Source organism: Pseudovibrio flavus (assembly GCF_009711345.1).
Classification (GTDB): Bacteria; Pseudomonadota; Alphaproteobacteria; order Rhizobiales; family Stappiaceae; genus Pseudovibrio; species Pseudovibrio flavus.
On sequence record NZ_SMMA01000062.1, the window covers coordinates 148327 to 167483 of the forward strand.

The window sequence follows — 19157 nt, forward strand, 5'->3', positions numbered from 1 at the left end:
AGCCGCAATTGAAAACTATATTAGGTTACTGGCATTCGCTTTCGCCGGCCCGCTTGCTTGCAAGTGGTTGTTTCTCAATGCCAATTGAGAACCGAGTGCTAGGAACCTCTAATGATCAACGCTAACCCGCCGGCGACGCCATAACTATGGCACTGGAGTTTTAATGGAAAACATGAACGCTGCTGCAGAGGATTTTGCGGCCCTTTTGGAAGAATCGTTTGCAACGACCGACCTCTTTGAAGGTTCTGTTGTAAAAGGTACCATTGTCGCAATTGAAAAAGACCTCGCAGTAATCGACGTAGGCCTTAAGGTTGAAGGCCGTGTTCCTATGAAGGAATTCGGCGCGAAAGGCCGTGATGGCGAGCTGAAAGTTGGCGACACTGTAGAAGTTTACCTGGAACGCGTTGAAAACGCGATGGGTGAAGCAGTTCTGTCCCGCGACAAAGCACGCCGCGAAGAAAGCTGGGTTCGTCTTGAAGTCGCTTTCGAAGCTGGTGAGAAAGTTACCGGTCAGATCTTCAACCAGGTTAAAGGTGGCTTCACCGTTGATCTGGATGGCGCGGTTGCCTTCCTTCCACGCTCACAGGTTGACATCCGTCCAGTACGCGACGTTGCACCTCTGATGCACACCCCACAGCCTTTCCAGATCCTGAAGATGGACAAGCGCCGTGGCAACATCGTTGTGTCCCGCCGTACAGTTCTGGAAGAAACCCGTGCTGAACAGCGCTCCGAACTCGTTCAGAGCCTCGAAGAAGGTCAGACCGTAGAGGGTGTTGTAAAGAACATCACCGATTACGGCGCGTTCGTTGACCTGGGCGGTATCGACGGTCTCCTGCATGTTACCGCCATTGCATGGCGTCGTATCAACCACCCATCTGAAGTTCTCACAATCGGCGAAACCGTTAAGGTTCAGATCGTTCGTGTGAACCAGGAAACACACCGCATCAGCCTTGGTATGAAGCAGCTCGAAGTTGACCCATGGGAAAGCATCGAAGCTAAGTACCCACTGAACGCTAAGTTCTCTGGCCGCGTGACCAACATCACCGACTACGGCGCATTCGTTGAACTGGAGCCAGGCATCGAAGGCCTCATCCACGTTTCCGAAATGTCCTGGACCAAGAAGAACGTTCACCCAGGCAAAATCGTTTCTACCTCTCAGGAAGTAGAAGTGGTTGTTCTGGAAGTGGATTCCTCCAAGCGTCGTATCTCCCTCGGCCTGAAGCAGACCCTTCAGAACCCATGGGAAGCATTCGCTGAACGTTACCCTGTAAACGCTGAAGTCGAAGGCGAAGTGAAGAACAAGACCGAATTCGGTCTCTTCATCGGTCTCGAAGGCGACGTTGACGGCATGGTTCACCTCTCCGATCTCGACTGGAACCGTCCAGGTGAAGAAGTTATCGAAGAGTACAAAAAAGGCGACATGGTCAAAGCAGTTGTGCTTGACGTTGACGTTGAGAAAGAGCGCATCTCTCTCGGCATCAAACAGCTCGGCTCTGATCCATTCGAAGCAGCTGGCGACATCCGTAAGGGTGCTATCGTCAAGTGTGAAGTAGCGGAAGTTAAAGACGGTGGTCTTGAAGTTAAGATCGTTGATACCGATCTGGCAGCTTTCGTACGTCGCGCTGACCTTGCTCGTGAACGTGACGAACAGGATCCTACCCGCTTCAACGTTGGCGAAGTATTCGACGCTCGCGTAACTCAGTTCGACAAGAAAACCCGTCGCGTTGGTGTATCCATCAAGGCGCTGGAAATCGCAGAAGAGAAGGAAGCAGTTGCACAGTACGGTTCTTCCGACGCTGGCTCTTCCCTCGGCGACATTCTTGCAGCTGCTATGAAAGCACGCGGCGAAGACTAAGAATTGAACCTGTTACAGGTTTGATTTGCGGAGAGCCCGGCCTTTTGGCCGGGCTTTTCTTTTATCTACTGCACCTCTTTCGCTGCCCGCTAACTGAATGGGGCTGGACAGGGCAACACAAAGACAGCCACTGGCAGCAATCCCTTGCTGCCTGAGATAGCTTCAGGTAGAGGCCGGCGGTGACTGGTTGATAGAGCAGATTTTTAAGAGAGCTGTTCTATATTAGAGCTGCATATAAGAGCGTCACAGCTCTCGTCATATTCACGGTCAAGGCATGCCATTTTGCCCACACGACCAGTCAAATATGCATTTTCACCTAAATTATAAACAAAATATGCCCGCCTTAATCAGGCTTTTTACGGTTTATTATAGTTAATTTTTCGTCTGCACTCGGTATTTTTGCATTTTGCGCATGTACGCAATACCACCCACTCTCGCGATTGTTGCAAAACGCAAACTACAGGTCGCAATTCGGCAAAATAACTCGTTTTTTAGCCCATTTTCAGTTGGCACGGTTTGTGTATCTTACCTTACGTAACTCGGGCACGGAGGTTAGGAGCCGATGCAAATTCCAACCGTATATCTCGTTCTATTACCGATTTTGTTGTCGTTCGGATGCCTGGCCTATCAGGCAAGAAGAAGCACTCAAGTGCCAGTCCGTTCGACTTCAAAAGATCGTCTCACGGTCCGCCCGAAACCGTGAGTCGTCGGAAGCCCGTGTTTTACTTGCCGTCCTTGCAGCAATCGGCAAATGGGCTTCCAACAAAGCGTAGCAGGTTATGCCCCTAATCGGCTACGCCAAGAAACAAGATCGCTGACCATGAGGGAACCTCAGAGCAACCCTCCGGAAATAATAAAAGCGACCAAATAAGACACTAAGTCCAACTGGTCTTCATGGCCACACAAAACCGCCTTGTTCACAGCTCCCCCCCACCTCCTGATGAACAAGGCGGTCTTTTTTTGCCCTGCCGCACAGTAAATGCCTCCGGTTGCAACACCCTTTAGGTGCCTTCATAATTATTTGCATCTTTTGTTGTTTCACACCAAAAAACTTCGTATACATTATAAGACCTTAGAGGCTATTACCCTGCGTAAGAAACGGAGCAGCGAAAAGCGAGCCCATGACATTGGACAGCGATCTTATAATTGAGCGCAGACGATTACGCAGACGGGTCAGCCTATGGCGCGTGTTGTCTTTCCTCCTTCTGGCAGTCATTCTGGTGGCGTTGCTTTGGCCAATGACCCCGTTTGCTGACGGTGAGAAGAGTAGCGCCCATATCGCCAGAATCGACATCAGCGGAACCATTGTCGAAGACCGGCGTGTGCTGGAGATGATCCGTAAGATTGGCGAGAACGACGCCGTTGAAGGTGTGATTGTCGCGGTCAACTCAAGAGGCGGCACGACAACGGGCGGCGAAGCCCTTTTCGAGGCTTTAAGGGAGCTTTCTGAAAGCAAGCCAGTTGTCTCTACCATCGGCACCGTTGGCGCCTCTGCAGGCTACCTAACAGCCATTGCCGCAGACCACGTTATTGCCCGCTATAACTCCATGACCGGTTCGATCGGTGTGTTGCTTCAATACGGTAATGCGCAGGGCCTTTTGGAGACAATCGGCGTAGAGATGGACGCAGTTAAGAGCTCGCCGTTAAAGGCAGAGCCGAACTTCTATTCCCCTGCAAGCGATGAAGCCCGCGCCGTGCTGGAAAGCATGGTCAACGACAGCTACGAGTGGTTCGTGGCGCTGGTCGCCGAGCGCCGCAATCTTTCTGAGGAAGAAGCGCGCAAGGTTTCAAACGGGCAGGTCTACAGTGGCAACCAGGCTCTACAGAACAAATTGATCGACTCAATCGGCGGCGAAGAGGCTGCAGTTGCATGGCTTGAGACAGAACAAGGCGTTACGCCGAATCTCAAGGTTGTCGATTGGGCGATCCGTGAAGACCGCACTAGCGGTTATTTACCATTCAGTATTGCTGGAATTACGCAGGATTCCAGTGGTAGTCTTATAGAATCTTTAGCAGCAGCAGCAAAAAACCTTGCTGGTGCAGGTGTTTCGCTTGACGGTCTGGTCTCGGTTTGGCAGGCTCCACAAGCGGCAGACCACTTCATGCGAGGGGAGGCAGACAGTGATTAAGTCAGAGTTGGTTCAAACAATCGCGGAACAGAACCCACATCTCTATCAGCGAGATGTCGAGAATATTGTAAATGCTATTCTGGACGAGATTACCGAAGCGCTTATGCGTGGTGATCGGGTAGAGCTTCGCGGCTTTGGCGCGTTCTCTGTCAAAAATCGTCCTTCGCGTGTTGGCCGCAATCCGCGTACCGGCCAAAAAGTTGAGGTAAGCGAAAAGTACGTCCCGTTCTTCAAGACCGGCAAAGAAATGCGTGAGCGTTTGAACGACGGCGAGGATGTGGGCGAATAATAACAAGTCAGCCTACGGAGAATACGTTTGATCAGGTTCCTCAGGAATCTCGTATTGGTTCCACTTGGTGCCGTTTTGCTTGTGCTTGCGGTTGCCAATCGTCACAGTGTGCCCGTTTCACTCAACCCGTTTAATCCGGCAGACCCGGGTTTGACGTTTAACATTCCTGTCTTCTGGCTTCTGTTCGGAGCTGTGGCCGTGGGTGTTGTTCTGGGTGGTGTGATGGCATGGACCAAACAGGGTAAGTACCGCAAGGCCGCGCGTAGCAACCGCGCCAAGGCGGCTCAATTGCAGCATGAGGCTGATGAACTGCGCACAGCAGCAGCATCTGCCAAGGCACACAACGCCCTGCCAAAACCAGATACCAAGTGGGCTGCGTAATATTCGCCTAGCGGTATCTCCAGAGGAGTTTGAATGCGCGTAATCTCAGCACATGACATTGAAGCTGTGATGAGATTTCGTGACCTGATTGAAACTCTTAGACGTGCATTTCGTACAGGTGCTCAATATCCCAAGCCACTGGAATGCGCGATAGAACGGCCAGAGGGCGAGCCGCCCTCCCGCCTGCTCGTTGAGCCCGCTTGGAACGACTTCAAAGCCCAAGGAACCTCCGAAAAGGGCTTTATAGGCACCAAAATCACAAGCCATACCCTCGGAGCCTCTCCAAGTGCCGACACACGGCAGACTGGCGTTTATCTCCTCCAATCCGGCAAAACAGGCGAGCCTCTTGCAGTTATAGACGGGCACTACCTCAATTTGTGGCGCACCGCTGCAACGTCTGCCCTCGCCTCTTTCTATCTCTCCCGCGAAGACAGCAGCAAGCTGCTTGTTATCGGCGCGAACCGTCTGGCTGCGTATCTCATCAACGCGCATGCAGATGTTCGCAGTATCAAACAGGTTCTTGTTTGGGATGAAGACCCGCTGGCTGCACAGCGGCTTGTGAAGCACATGCGCTCAACTGCCCTAGACATCAGAGTGACAGACGATCTGGCCGGTGCTGTAAGCGGCGCGGATATTATTTGCCATGCCAACGAGGCCGCTGAGCCCACTATTAAAGGCGAGTGGCTGCAGGAGGGCTGTCACTTGGATATGCCAGTTACCACAGCAGATAGGGCTTTCCGGTGTGATGGAATTACGATGGATATGGCCCGCATCTTCGTTGGCAGCCCGCTGGAAGCTGCTGAGACAGCGGAAAGCAGGCAGGAAGGCGAACGTTCTACCCTTACGCCTGAAATAGCAGCGTACCTTGCCGAGCTTTGTCAGGGCTCCAAAGCTGGGCGGCGTTTTTATAACCAGATTACGCTTTTTAAGTCGGCAGGCTCCCCGCTGGAGGATCTTGCTACAGCGGGGCACATTTTTCTAAGGACTTAGGAGTCTTTTTTCTCTTCTGGCGTTCTGTAGGTTGGCAGCGTCCAGTCGAACAGCAGCGCACCGCCACGCAGAACCAGCGCAACGCAGAAGCCAAGAATAACACCGATGTTATCGGAAAGGCCGACAGCGACCGATGCAACATAGGTGCACGAGCCCATAAACGCCGCACTGACGTAAATGTCTCTTTGACTGAGCACAGATGGCTGACCGGCAACGATATCACGAACGATACCGCCAACAGTTGCCGTGCACACGCCCATCATCACCGCAACGCTATACACATCGCCCACAGACAGCGCCTTGGCAGAACCCATAACGCAGTATGCTGCAAGGCCGATGGCATCGAACCAGCGCAGTGGCTTTCCCCACGTCTCAACCCAGTGGGAGAAGTACCACATGAAGATGGTGACGACGAAACAGACGTAAATGTAGGTTTCATTCTCGACCCAAAACACCGGCACGCCCAACAACAAGTCGCGCATGGTACCGCCGCCAATACCGGTAAGGGTACAGAAGAAGAGGAAGGCAATAAAGTCTTGGCGCAGGCGTGCTGCAACCAATCCGCCGGTGACCGCAAACACGGCGACACCGACAAGATCCAATACCTGCCAAAGGTGCTCCGGCATATCTTTGCTCCATTCGAGTTTGCCCGCCTTTTAGGCAGATTACAGCAAAAATCAATGGAATTATCGACGCGTAACCGGAAATTTATTGCAAATAAAAAGCAGAGGTTGGATGCAACCTCTGCTTCTCAAATTAACCGCGAAATAGCCGCAGAAATTATGCGTCTTTGTCCAGATTAGCACCTGGTTCAGTACCTGGAGCGACCTTAGGGCCGCCTTTGGAAACGCCAACCATTGCAGGGCGCAGAACGCGGTCACCAATTACGTAACCAGCCTGAACAACCTGAACAACAGTGTTGTTTGGAACCTCGGTGTTTGGAACTTCAAACATTGCCTGATGGAAATGCGGGTTAAACTTCTCACCTTCCGGGGTAAGGCGCTTAACGCCATGCTTTTCCAGCTGGTTGAGCAGATCACGCTCCACCATTTCAACGCCTTCGCTCAACACCTTGAGGCTGGAACCCTCCGCCTGACGCTCTTCTGCAGGAATAGCATCGATTGCGCGGTTCAGGTTATCGTTGACCACGAGCATGTCGCGGGCGAAGCTTGAAATTGCGTAGGATTTCGCATCGCGGACTTCTTTTTCAGTCCGGCGGCGCAGGTTTTCCATTTCGGCCATTACGCGCAGCATCTTATCTTTAAGGTCTGCGTTTTCGGCCATCAAAGCATCTACCGGATTTTCTGCAGCCTGCGCTTCAGCAGCTGCTGCGGCTTCAGCCTCCGGTGCATCAGCGCCCATTGGAGGAACCGGTGCATCTTCAGGGGTCGGGTTGTTACCTTGGTCGGTCATCTTCGTCCCATTCTCTGTTAGTGCGCAAGGCACAGCTTATTGCCGTTCCGGCGCTTACTCTTGCGCACTATTTAAGCTCTGTTGCCAAAAAACGAAAGACCTTCAGTCAGTGGGTTGACCAAAGGTCCCTTCTAGCAAAAGGATCACTCACACCTTTTCCAGAGTGGATCAGGAATAAGCCTTGATCCATTCTTCGATTTCGCGCTTTGGCTTAGCGCCAACCATGGTTGCTGCTGGCTGACCATCCTTGAACAGGATCATGGTCGGAATAGAGCGCACACCATAGTTCATTGCAGACTGCTGGTTGGAATCGATGTCCAGTTTGGCAATTTTGACGTTTGCTGCCATCTCTTCGGACAGCTCTTCCAGAGAAGGCGCAATCATCTTACAAGGGCCACACCAGGTCGCCCAAAAGTCAACTACAACAGGTGTAGAGCTCTGCAGCACTTCAGCCTCAAAAGTTGCGTCGCTAACGTTTACAGTGGCCATTCTATTTGCCTCTCAATTAGTGCTCGGCCATTCCATATGAATGACCCGTTATTCGGGAAAGTAAGAATGCTAAGTGGCATCGTCAAGGCAATGCATTTCCAACTTTCAGATCAGAACTGAAAACGGTCCATTTGCTGTGCAGAAATCTCTAATAGCTTCGGTCCAGCGGTAAAGAGCAAAAATGCACGGATGGTATGTTTGGGGTAAAGCTCTGCCAGAAGTTTGCGATAGGTCGCGACCTGCGCCACATAAGTTTCCGATACGTCCTCAGGTCGATTCGGCACCCAACTGTTTGTTTTGTAGTCCACAATCGTGACTTCGCTCTCGGTAACCAGCAGTCTGTCGATAACACCGAAGACCTGAGCAGGGCGACCCTTGTCGTCATACAGCTCGCCTTGGATCGGCACCTCGGCCCGCCCTTCAGCAGAGAATATCTTCCTCAGAGCTTGCGAGTTCAAAATCGTGTCAACTTCACTTGTCAGCTTCTCGCGGTGCTCCGCAAAGCGTTTCGGTAGTGCTGCATCAAGATAACGATTGATCGCACCTTCCCATTCCTCCTCTGGCATATCGGGTAGAAATTCCAGCAGGCGGTGGGTCAGCTGACCGCGCAGCAGAGGCCAGCTTTCTGTTTTTCTTGCTGCATCCAGCGCGCTAAAGGCTGATGGTTGTTCTATCCCGTCCTTTGCTTCCATCTCTTCAAAAGCTTCGGACGGCTTCAAGCGCTTCATGCGGGCGAACGGATCAACGTTTCGCGCAGCCCAGCTTGGCGCCTTCGGAACAGCGCTGGTATCGCCAGTTTTCTTATAGGGAAGAACAGGTTCGCCCTTTTCCACGCCGCCCTTTGTCCAAACCCAGCTGGTAATTTCATCGGCCGCGTTTTTAACTTCACGAGCCTCTTCCTGAAGCCCATCGGCTACAAGCTGATACCAGCAGTCTTTATTTGGTCCGCGCTTCGGGCTCCAACCGCAAACGATGAGGCGATCTTTTGCGCGGGTGAGAGCCACATAGAGAAGGCGGCGGTATTCTTCCTGCTGCCCTTCTTTAATAGCATCAAGGGCTTGCGTGTGATGACTGGTGCGGAATTCCTTGGTTGGAAGCCAGACGAACGCCGGAGGTTTTGGTTTGTCGTCATCCCCGCCCTGCTCTAATGGCAGCATGATCGGATCATGGTGGGATGTGACCGGCGCATTGCAGCTATCAACGAGGATAACATAGGGCGCTTCCAACCCCTTGGAGCCGTGCACGGTCATGATGCGAACCATACCTTTTGAAGCATTAAGCTCGCGCTTGATCTCCGTAGGCGCTGCCTGAAGCCATGCGATGAAGCCTTCAAGACCCGGTGTGCCCGTTAGCTCATATTGAAGTGTGAGGGATAAGAATTCGTCGAGAACGTCATCGACCTCCGTTCCCATGCGCTTTCTGAATTCCAGACGGAACCCATCCGCGCCCAGAATACGGGCGAAAAACTCAAACGGCGGCACAAAGTCTGCGCGGTCGCGCCATGTCTCCAACTTGGCCTTCACATCGGCCCACAGCGGGGACAAGTCCGCCTTCTTAACCAGAGACTGCCAGAGCGTTCCTGCGCGTGGCTTTCCCGGAGGGTCCTGAGCGATTTCGAAAAGCGCATCATCATCCAAGCCGAACAGCGGGCTTTTGAGAACCGCTGCCAAGGAGAGATCATCTTCCGGCAGAAGAATAAAACGGCTGAGAGCCACAAGATCCTTCACCGCGATATGGTCTGTCAGAACCAAGCGATCAGAACCAGCCGACGGGATATCGAGCTGCTTTAACTCGCGGTTCAGCGCCTCCACAAACGGACCGCGCTTGCGGACCAACACCAGAACATCACCCGGATTGGCGATCTGTTTATCATCCCATTCCTTGATCTGGTTCGCGATGCGGGAGGCGAGCCTTATCATCGGGTTGGACTGGCCGATGCGGTCAACCGGCTGGGTCCAATCCTCCGGTTCCAGCGTTTCCTGCTGTTCTTCTAGCGGCCAGATTTCCACGCGTCCCGGATCATTATGGCGGATTGCCTCATGAACCGGAGCCACGTTTTCCTGCGACAGGCCTTGATAGGCTTCGGCGTTCTCAAAGACCTTATCAACCGCGCCAAGAACGTCCGGCGTTGAGCGGAACGAGAGTGTCAATTCCACGGATTCAAACGGTTTTTGTGCTTCGGTTACATGCTTTGCGAAGTGGCGGCGCATCTGCGCAAAGTATGCTGGCACCGCGCCTTGGAACGAGTAGATAGATTGCTTTTCATCGCCCACTGCAAAGATGGTACGCGCCGCGCCGCGAGCACTTTCGCCGGTAAAGAATTCTTCTGCCAGCGCGCCAATCACCTGCCACTGGCGCGGGCTGGTATCCTGCGCTTCATCCACGAGGATATGATCGAGACCCTGATCCAACTTATACTGCACCCACTGGGCGGCTTCACTGTTAGAAAGAAGCTGCGCACAGCGCACCACGAGGTCTTCAAAATCAAGAAGACCGCGCTGCATTTTCTCGCCTTCGTAATGGTTTAGCACCGCATCGGAAAGACGCAGAATCGCCTGCGTTCCCTCCAAAGTCAGCACAGAAGCACGGCGCTCCAGCAAGGCAAGCAAGCGCTCTTGTTCAGCAATCAGGCGCTCGACGACATGGGGAAATCCTGTCTGGATCTTCTTCGTGGCAAGTGTCTTGCGCGGACCTAAATCCTTAGTCAGGAAAATCGGCAGCCAAGCCGATTGCCATGCTTGATCGCTGGTGATGGAAAGCGAGTTAAGCAGATCGCTTGCACGGTCGTTATCGGTCTTCGTTCCGGTTTTCAGCGCTTCTGCAAAGGCTTTGATCTCCTCTGAAGAGAGAGAACAACTTCTTCTGAACTCAGCTTCAAGCTGGGCAAGGTTTTCGCCCTCGGCTATTCCAAAGAGGGTGCGTAAGTCTTTGAGCGCCGCATCCAGAGAGCCCGCGCAGGCGGCCCACTGGCGGAAGGCATCGCGCTTGCCGATCAACTCCGATAGCGCCCGCTCGACGCCAGAATCTGGAAGCAAATCAATAAGTAACGCGAGCGACTTTCCAAGTTCGCTATCCGGTTCCATCTGTGCATGCTGCAAAACGGCGGCGCGCGCATGCGCGAGCAGGTCTGCCACCAAGCGATCATCCAAAACGGAGAAGTGACCAGCCACATTTGCTTCCAGCGGAAACTGGTGCAGAAGCGATTCACAGAAGGCGTGGATGGTTTGGATTTTCAAACCACCCGGCGTTTCCAGTGCCTTTGCGAACAGGCGTCTGGCTCTTGCAAGCGTATTTGCATCCGGCAAGCGCCCTTCGATTGTTTCCAGCTCGGCCGCCAACTCTTCGTCGCTCATATGCGTCCATTCAGCAAGAATGTCGAAGACGCGGGTCGCCATTTCTGCGGCTGCCGCCTTGGTGAAGGTTAGGCACAAAATGCGCGAAGCATCCGTTCCAGCCAGCAGCAGACGAATAACGCGGCGAGCAAGCACAAAGGTTTTACCAGAGCCAGCGTTGGCGCTCACCCAAGCAGAGTTTTGCGGATGCGCGGCGCGTTTTTGATCTTCAATTGTCTTTGATGGAATCTGCATTAGTCGTCATCTCCCTCGCCGCCGAGGGACCATTCCTGTACGCGGGCCAGATGGTCGTATGGTTCGTGCCATTGGCGCTCTTTAAGAACGCGGGCGCGGGAGAGATATCCCTTCTCCGGATTTTCATAGGCAGCGACCAGCTTCTCCAGCCGGTTCCACGCCTCTTCACCCAGATCGGCGATATCGTGATCTTTCGGCTCACGCGAATGCTCAACAAGCGCTTTGCGTCCGCCGCTAAGCTGCACGTAAAGCAACTCGGATACCGGATCTTCCGGCGGAACGTTTTCAAAGCCTGCACGGCGGATCATCGCCACTTCCAGCGGTAACTGCGGTGACAGCAAAGACTCCACCTGCGCCAAAGATGGCGGCATGCCGGTTTTGTAGTCGATTACGCGTAAAGTTCCGTCTTTCATCGCATCGATGCGGTCAGCGCGGCCAGTCAGACGGAACGAATAATCAGGCCGTTTCATTTCAGCGCCGCCAGCAACTTCCAAGAAGCGCTCGGCAATCTGGTCCTGATAACGGCGTTCAAAGGCGATAAACTCCTTGGCGATGCGCTCAAAGCGCGGCCACCAAAGAGCGCGGATTTCAGGGAAAGCATCAAGCGGACGGAACAAGCGCCCGCCTTCTTCCAAAAGAGCGCGCTCAGCCGTCTCGTCAAACGGACCTGTCCAATTTTCCAAGAAGTTAGCCAGCGCATCGTGGATGATGGTGCCTTTATCCGCCACACCCGGTTCACCGCCGATCGGCTCCACCTCATCAAGGTTCAGCACCCTGCGAGCGTAAATGGCGTAAGGGTCGCGGATAAGCGTTTCAATAGCGGTTACAGAGAGCTGGCGCGGCCGTGCTGCCAGCGGCGGTTTCGGCTCTGGCCGCTTTGCAGGGCGCACAGCGGTTTCCATGCGGTCCAGCGCATTTGCAAGCTCAGTATAATAATTTCCGTCGTGACGCATTCTCTTTGCCACATCAGGTCCGGCAAGGGTCAAAATGCGTTGCAGCCAGCGAGAGGCCACAGTTGGTGAGCCGTCTACACGCTCTGAGCGGGACAAGATCACCTCCGGCATACCGGTCATACTGAGGAAGTCGTGGGCAGCAGAGCCGACACGGCGCTCTGGCGGCTCCAAGCCGATCTGCGTTTTCATAGGACGGTTGAGCCACGGGCTGTTGCGGGTGCGCTGTGGCCATGTGCCTTCGTTAAGGCCGCTCAAAATTACGCGGTCGTAGTGCTGCAAGCGCGCTTCCATAGGGCCAAGCAGATGAATACGCGGGTCAGCAGGTTTGCGCGGGCGTACAGCAGAGCCGGAAATAAGCGCAGCAAAGACCGCAGGCCATTCAAGAGCGGGAATGCAAAGCCCCGTCTCGTTGGCATCAATCAGCTCGGTCAGCACCTGCGCTAGCGCTTCACCGTTTTCACCACGGAAGTATTCAGCGTTACCGCCCTCTTCTTCTGCCGTGATGCGCATCAAGCATTCGGTGTGGGCGTTAACGAGCTGCGCAATGGGAATTTCACCATGAATGGTGAGCAACTCTTCCAGCGGTGCCAAGGCCTGCTCCAGCCGCTCCAACAGATCATCAACGGCAAGCCAGTCAGCCTCAACCAGCTTTTTCCAACGCGGCGTGTGTTTGGTTTCTGCCGTTGCACGAGCTGCAGCGACGGCTTCCTTAAGACCGGAAATGCCAGCACGAGCACGAGGGCCGCGCAGTACGCCGCGCTCCAGAGAACGGGCCGCCGCACGAACTTGCTTCAAAGAAAGACCGAAACGGGTCAGCGGGTGTTTGAGCAGCGCCAATAGGTCAACTGGCTCTAAACCGCTCAATGCCAGTTTGGCGGCCAGCAGCGCCAGTACCGTTGGCGGCGTGTGTTCCAGTGGGCGGCCAGCAGTATCGTCAACAATGATACCCCAGCGGGTCAGCTCGCTTGCCACGCGGCGGGAGAGTTTTCTGTCCGGCGTAATGAGCGCGACCTTCTTATCGTCCTCAATAGCCTCACGAAGACACAGCGCAAGCGCCAGAGCCTCTTCCGCATCACTCTTGGCCTGCACCAGCTTTACGTCGGCAAATGCTTCCTCACGCTGCTCTTTAAGCGCAGAGTTGAAGTAGGCCTGCCAAGCGTCGGTGGTCTCTGCCGGGCGGAGCGCCTCGTTGATGATGCGGCTACGGGCGACCAGCGCTTCGTTTTTGCACTCGCCAAGCTCAACCACATCTTCACGGCGTACATTGACGTTGGTGAGCAGCTTATAAAGGCTGTGCTGCGGGTGACCGGCGATCTGGGTGTCAGATGATTTTTGCCCCAGCGCATGCCAAGCCACATCATCCATCTGGCGATCAAGGCCGGGCAAAACAATCGCCCCCTGCTCCAACTCCAGCACCGCTTTGAGCAGCTCGGTTGTTGCGGGAACGGAACCAGTGGCACCAGCAACAATAACGGGACCACGTGGCTTCATCTGGCGCAGACGCTCAGCCTCACGGCGGATCAGTGCAGAGCGGCGGGCTTTGGGGTCCATAACGCCAAGTTGGGTAAGGAACGCAGGCCACTGCTCGGTTACGATTTTGAGGAACTCAAGTGTGACCTGCCAGTACTGGGCGTGATTATCCGGCGCGAGGCTTTCCAGCTCTTTCCAATCTGCTTCTTCCGTCTGCACTTCATCCATAAGCGTGATGAGGTCGCCAGCCAGCCAAGCGGCATCAGCAGCAGACGCAGGAATTGCCGAGATATCGACCTTATCAGGGTCTAGCAGGTTCTGGCGCAGGTGGCCCTTCCATGCCCAGACAAGGCGGGTCATGGCAAGGCGGCGCTCCATAAGCGAGAGCGCTGGCGGCAGCGCAAGGCCATCTGGCTTCGCGCTGACGATATGCTCGTCTTCATCCACGTCGCCAAGCGGCAGAATTTTGGGAAGGAGTGTAGCGCGGGCACCCATTTGCGCCCGCAGAATATCCGGCAGAGTTCGCGCTGCACGGCGGGTCGGCACGTAGATCGTCACATCTGCCAAGGCGAGAGGATTTTCAAGCCCGAAGCTTCCGGCAACCAAGTTGCCGGAGAGCAGATTATCTACCAAGACCGGAAGAAACGGTACGTTGGGCCCTATTGAAAATACGCGCAGGTCTTGCAAAGACCACACTCCCTAAAAAGAATCCTAAAGATCCTTAATAGGGCTCAAGCGGCACTCTCTGCAATGGCTGTGTGCGCATCTTTCAAGCCTTCCGGCGTTCCCACATGCAGCCACATGCCATCACCCTCAATGCCGTAGAGGCGGCCTTGTTCAATTGCCCTGTCGAACAAGAGGTTTAGCGAGAAAGGACCGTCTGGCGTATCGGCAAACAGTTCCGGCTTGATGATCATGGTACCGGAATAAACAAACGGTGCTATACGCTTTTCCTGACGGCGTGCCAGCACGCCTTCAGAATCCATTTCAAAGTCGCCTTTGCCGTCATAGCCGACACTGTTCACCTGCAAAGCAAGCAGCAACAGCATATCCATCTTCTCAGGATCCCAAGCATTGGCAAGGTGCTCAAGGTTCGGCATTACGCCTTCCACCCACAGACTGTCGGAGTTAGTGACCACGAACGGGCTATCACCCAACATCGGCAGAGCTTTTTTCACGCCGCCGCCCGTTTCCAAAAGCATGCCGCGCTCATCGGAAATCGCCATTTCCATGCCTTTGAACTTGGCAGCATGAAACTCAACGAGATCGGCAAGGTAATGCACGTTCACAACGCACTTTTTGATGCCGCCTTTTTCTAGGCGCAGCAGGGCGTGGTCCAGCATGGCGGTACCGCAGACCTCAACGAGGGGCTTTGGGGTGGTCGCCGTGATGGGGCGCATACGGGTGCCCATGCCAGCGGAAAGCACGATTGCATGGTCGGGACGGAAATGGGAATCACTCAGCATCTATCGGTTTATCTCTAGGTTCTTTCTGGATTTTCTCCAGTTTGTCAGAGTTGTTTTGACAGCAGTATGACGTCCAGCAGCTGTTTCAGATTTTTCAGCTGCGGATGCGCCAACGCGTCATCAAGATAACACCGGATTCTGTCTAATTCCTTTAGATAGGTTGGTTTGCCGAAAGCGCGGTCAAGACGAACGAAACCGCCAAGGATCTTGGTGTTACGCTGCGCGGCGCATACGGCCAGCGCATAGCGGAAAGCGGCTTCATCAAATGCGGGCTCGGATGCAGCCCTTGCAGCACAATAGCGGTTCACGAGGCGCTCGCGCATATCCTGCGGCACATCAAAGCGGGCATCATAAACAAGCGATGCTACATCGTAGGCAGGGTGACCGAGCTGGGCATCTTGAAAATCAATGATGCCGATGCGGTCTGTGCCCTCAGCATTCTGATCCCAAAGCAGGTTTGGGCTGTGGTAATCACGCAGAACCCAAGTCTTCGGGCTAGCTTCCAACGGTGCCAGTGCGTCGCGCCATGCATCGCCAAAGGCGGCGCGCTGCTCAGGGCTTGCTGTCGCGTTGATGAGGTATGGCAAGTACCAGTCGAGGAACAGCTCACACTCCGTTACCAGCGCCTGCGCATCATAGGTCGGCATGGTTACAGAGCCAGCCAGCTCGCTCTCGATTACCTCTGGCAAAGCGCGGCTGTGCATGGCTGCTAGCACGTCGATGGAGGCTTCATATCGCTCCTCAACCGGCTTGCCGTCCACCACGATGAAGTCGTTGCCGAGATCAGAAAGCAGCGCCATGCCGCTTTCAATATCTGCGGCCAGAATGTTCGGCACGACAAAGCCTTGACGCTTCAGCTCCTCAGCAATGGCGATAAACGGTTTGATGTCTGCTGCAAGGTGAACAAGCTGGGCGTAGGTTTTGCCGCTATGCAAGGCAGGCTCGCCATGGCGGGCGGGATTGTCCATGAGGATTGCAGTTTCGCCATCACGGGATAGACGAAGATACGCGCGGGTGGAGGCATCCCCTTTCACATGGGTGCGTTCGGCATTCTGCCAGCCAGCATTTTCAATCAGCGCACGGCGGGCGGCAAGGCGGTCCAAGCGCTGTTCCCAGTCGTCGCTGTTGGCGTAGAGCGTCAGTACACGGGTGTCTGGTTCGATACCCTCTTCCAGCTTGATTTCCAGCGCGTCAGGCCAGTAGGACGGGTCGCCCATTTCTGGCCACTCGATAAGCGCAACGCCCTCTTCCAAATATTCTTCAAGGCCCAGTTCATCCAGCTCTTCCGGCTCTTCAATACGGTAGAGGTCAAAGTGGGCGATAGACATGCGCGGCAGGCTATAGGTCTGCACCAGCGTAAAGGTAGGGCTTGGTACTTCCAGCGCAGGATCGGCTGCCATATGGCGCAGCAATGCACGTGAGAGAGTGGATTTTCCCGTTCCCAGATCGCCTGAGAGGGCAATCACATCGCCGTTTTTCAAAAGCTCGGCAAGGTCAGCGGCAAAGAGTTCGGTCGCTTGTTGGTCTTTTAACTCGATCTGCATGAGATGAACGGGTGCCTCGTCCTAAAGGATCGGGCGTTGGGCCCGATCTATTCTGCTGCGTGCAATCCCACAACACGTGGTTCCAGAGGGAAGTTGCAGGTGACCGTTGTCCCTACACCTTCTTCCGAGGCAATTTCAACTGTTCCGCCGTGGAGTTCGACAAAACTCTTCACAATCGACAGGCCAAGACCCACGCCCTGTCTGTTGCCTTCCGTACCCTTGCCGACAAAGCGGGCAAAAACCTCGCCCAACATCTCGCCGGAAATGCCGATACCATGATCCTCGACGCGGAATTGCATCATGTCCGCATGGCGCTCGCAGAACACTTCCACAAGGCCATACTCACGAGAATAGCGGATGGCGTTGGAGATGAGGTTAAAGAGTACCTGACGCAGGCGGCGTTCATCAGCCTTGAAGGAGCCGATATCGGTTGGCACATGGGTTTTCAGCGTGAGGTGACTTTCCGCGATACGGTCTTTCAGCCCCTCGACGGCCTCAACAACGGTACCGGACACATCCACTTCGGAGATATCCAGCTCCATAATGCCAGCATCAATGGTGGTAAGATCGAGAATGTCGTTGATGATCGCCAACAGGGAGGAGGAGGAAGACAGGATGTAGTCTGTGTATTCCGACTGCTTTTGCGACAGCTCGCCGAATTTCGGATCACCCAGCAACTGTGCGAAGCCGATAATAGTTGTAAGCGGCGAACGAAGTTCGTAGGAGACGTGCTGAATGAACGCGTTCTTGAGCTGATCCGCCTCTTGAAGTGCATCGTTCTTTTCAACGAGGGCACGTTCCACGTTCACGCTATCAGTCACGTTGACGAAGGTGAGCATAGTACCGCCATCGGGCATCGGCACGATACCGAAGTCCACGATGTTACCGTCGTTGCGCTCCATACGGCCCGTACGTGCTGTGCGGCTTTCAATAAGGCCGGTGACGCTACCGGACAGCTCTTGCCACACTTCACGGTTCGGGAAGAGTGTCGCAACCTTCTCGATCAACGCCGAGATATGCGGGCGCTCGTCCAACTCTACGGCGTCAAGGCCCCATGTGTTGGCAAAGGCCGGGTTCCACAGACGCAATCGACCATCAGAGCCGAAACCAGCAACAGCTTCTGACAGATGATCCAGCGTTTCACCCTGCACGCGGGACAGCGCGTTGTAGCGGCTTTCCAGATCAAGCTGCTCGGTAACGTTCTCGTAGGTGTAGGTGACACCGCCCTGCGTTTGCGGGTTGGCGATCACACGCAGTGTGCGGCCATCGGGCAGATACCACCAGAACTCCTTTGGCTCCAGAGACTGGTAGCATTCCAGATGCTTGTTGCGCCAGCTTCTGTAGTCAGCCTGTTCTGGCAGACGGCGGGCGGCACGCATAGCATCCAGTACCGCGCCTTCGCTTGGCTTGCTTTCAAGGAAGACTGGATCCAGCTCCCACAAATCGCGATAGGCAGCGTTGAAGAACTGGAGCTTATGGTCTGTGCCAAAGATAGCCACTGCCGTTTGCAGCTCATCCAGCGTACGGGTATGGGAATCCAGCGTGCGGCGCAGTTCTTTTTGAACGCGCTCAAGCTCGCTGATGTCCAGTGTCAGGCCAGCACTGCCACAGTCGCCCTTAACATCAGTGACTTCGTAAACGCGGCGCTCGCCTGCTGCGACCACCGGCAGAGGCGAACTAAACACGCCCTCGTCCTGACGCAACATGGAAACACGGCGACGGCCCTTTTCATCAAGGAACTCGATGCCATTCTCGACAACGTCTTTAACGCTGGCAGCCTCAACGGCGTCCACATATGCGTCGTTCACCCAAGTCAGACGCCCTTCACCGTTTCGCTGCCACACAGGCGCTGAGTGCTGGTCCAGAAGGCGGCGCAGTGACGTTAACTCGTCTTGCTGCCTGCGATTTGTTTCTGCAATGCGGGCGGAGACCTGACGATCACCCGTCAAATCACGAAGGCGAAGGACTGCTGCTCCGCCTGCGGTACGGCCTGTTGCCTCAAAATAGGTGCCCGTCAAACTGCCAAGCGAGATTTTGAAGGATTCGCCATGATTGCGAAGATGATCCAGATAGGCAGTAATGGCCTCTGCCGACTTGGTATCCAGCCAGCTGCCAAAGTCCAGCAGGTCTTCAAGGCTATCAGGAAACTCCGATGACTCGGACATATAGCCTGCAACGAGCGGTAGGCGGCTGCGCCCTTCCCAGATCAGCATTAGACTGTCATCGGTCTCGATCAGGCTCTCCAGCTTGTCGATGCGGGCAAGGCAGTTTGATTTGTCAGATTGAAGCGCGGAAATTTCTTCGCTTGCACGGCGGCGGTAACGAACCAGCACAACAGAAATGGTGACAGCAAAGGCGATAGCTCCAGCCATAGCAGCGAGCCACATCACTGCAAGAGGGTTTACAGAACTGCCTGAAATTGCCGGAAGAATATCGGTAGCCTGCGAAAAGCCGGCCGCTGCCACCATTGCAAACGCACCAACGGCAAGCAGATTCACAATTTGTCGAATCCTCATTCGCCACGCTACGCTAACGCGCAGGCGTTGATGCAAGCCAAATGGCATGCTGGTGCCCCCTATTCCGCCGCAATG

The 19157-nt window shown here is 54.6% G+C and carries 13 protein-coding genes; 5 read left to right on the plus strand and 8 right to left on the minus strand.

Going from position 1 to position 19157, the window contains the following annotated elements:
* Positions 1 to 163: 163 nt before the first annotated feature.
* The 5 genes from rpsA (at position 164) to E1162_RS11160 (ending at position 5644) form a co-directional block, all read left to right on the plus strand.
* Positions 164 to 1855, plus strand: coding sequence for a 30S ribosomal protein S1 (gene rpsA, locus E1162_RS11140; protein WP_155130685.1), 1692 nt, complete (start codon positions 164 to 166; stop codon positions 1853 to 1855).
* 1121 nt (positions 1856 to 2976) lie between these two features.
* Positions 2977 to 3984 carry a signal peptide peptidase SppA gene (gene sppA / locus E1162_RS11145; protein ID WP_155130687.1) on the plus strand — a complete coding sequence of 336 codons (1008 nt, stop codon included), beginning with the start codon at positions 2977 to 2979 and terminating at the stop codon, positions 3982 to 3984.
* Positions 3977 to 4273, plus strand: coding sequence for an integration host factor subunit beta (locus E1162_RS11150; RefSeq protein ID WP_371311905.1), 297 nt, complete (start codon positions 3977 to 3979; stop codon positions 4271 to 4273). Before sppA ends, E1162_RS11150 begins: the two co-directional genes overlap by 8 nt.
* Before the next feature lie 54 nt (positions 4274 to 4327).
* The gene (locus tag E1162_RS11155) at positions 4328 to 4654 is read left to right on the plus strand and encodes a lipopolysaccharide assembly protein LapA domain-containing protein (RefSeq protein ID WP_257098915.1); all 327 of its coding nucleotides are present in this window, start codon (positions 4328 to 4330) and stop codon (positions 4652 to 4654) included.
* 33 nt (positions 4655 to 4687) lie between these two features.
* Positions 4688 to 5644: an ornithine cyclodeaminase gene (locus E1162_RS11160; protein WP_155130691.1), complete on the plus strand. Its 957-nt coding sequence runs from the start codon at positions 4688 to 4690 to the stop codon at positions 5642 to 5644.
* On the opposite strand, the gene E1162_RS11165 is transcribed toward E1162_RS11160, so the two are convergent.
* From E1162_RS11165 to E1162_RS11200, 8 genes are all read right to left on the minus strand, one after another.
* Entirely contained in the window at positions 5641 to 6270 is a 630-nt protein-coding gene (locus E1162_RS11165) for a trimeric intracellular cation channel family protein (protein ID WP_155130693.1), read from the minus strand. The two genes, E1162_RS11160 and E1162_RS11165, sit on opposite strands and share 4 nt — an antisense overlap.
* A gap of 154 nt (positions 6271 to 6424) precedes the next feature.
* On the minus strand, positions 6425 to 7057 hold the full coding sequence (grpE, locus tag E1162_RS11170; protein WP_155130695.1) for a nucleotide exchange factor GrpE: 633 nt from the start codon (positions 7055 to 7057) through the stop codon (positions 6425 to 6427).
* 168 nt (positions 7058 to 7225) lie between these two features.
* Entirely contained in the window at positions 7226 to 7546 is a 321-nt protein-coding gene (gene trxA / locus E1162_RS11175; protein WP_155130697.1) for a thioredoxin, read from the minus strand.
* Between the two features lie 110 nt (positions 7547 to 7656).
* On the minus strand, positions 7657 to 11133 hold the full coding sequence (gene addA / locus E1162_RS11180) for a double-strand break repair helicase AddA (protein ID WP_155130699.1): 3477 nt from the start codon (positions 11131 to 11133) through the stop codon (positions 7657 to 7659).
* On the minus strand, positions 11133 to 14243 hold the full coding sequence (gene addB / locus E1162_RS11185) for a double-strand break repair protein AddB (RefSeq protein WP_155130701.1): 3111 nt from the start codon (positions 14241 to 14243) through the stop codon (positions 11133 to 11135). The genes addA and addB overlap by 1 nt, the downstream gene beginning before the upstream one ends.
* A 44-nt stretch (positions 14244 to 14287) precedes the next feature.
* Positions 14288 to 15022 carry a nucleotidyltransferase family protein gene (locus tag E1162_RS11190; RefSeq protein ID WP_155130703.1) on the minus strand — a complete coding sequence of 245 codons (735 nt, stop codon included), beginning with the start codon at positions 15020 to 15022 and terminating at the stop codon, positions 14288 to 14290.
* Positions 15023 to 15066: 44 nt separating this feature from the next.
* Complete coding sequence (gene tsaE / locus E1162_RS11195) at positions 15067 to 16566, minus strand: tRNA (adenosine(37)-N6)-threonylcarbamoyltransferase complex ATPase subunit type 1 TsaE (RefSeq protein WP_155130706.1); 1500 nt, start codon at positions 16564 to 16566, stop codon at positions 15067 to 15069.
* Positions 16567 to 16613: 47 nt separating this feature from the next.
* Positions 16614 to 19064 carry a sensor histidine kinase gene (locus tag E1162_RS11200; RefSeq protein ID WP_371311906.1) on the minus strand — a complete coding sequence of 817 codons (2451 nt, stop codon included), beginning with the start codon at positions 19062 to 19064 and terminating at the stop codon, positions 16614 to 16616.
* Positions 19065 to 19157: the final 93 nt, after the last annotated feature.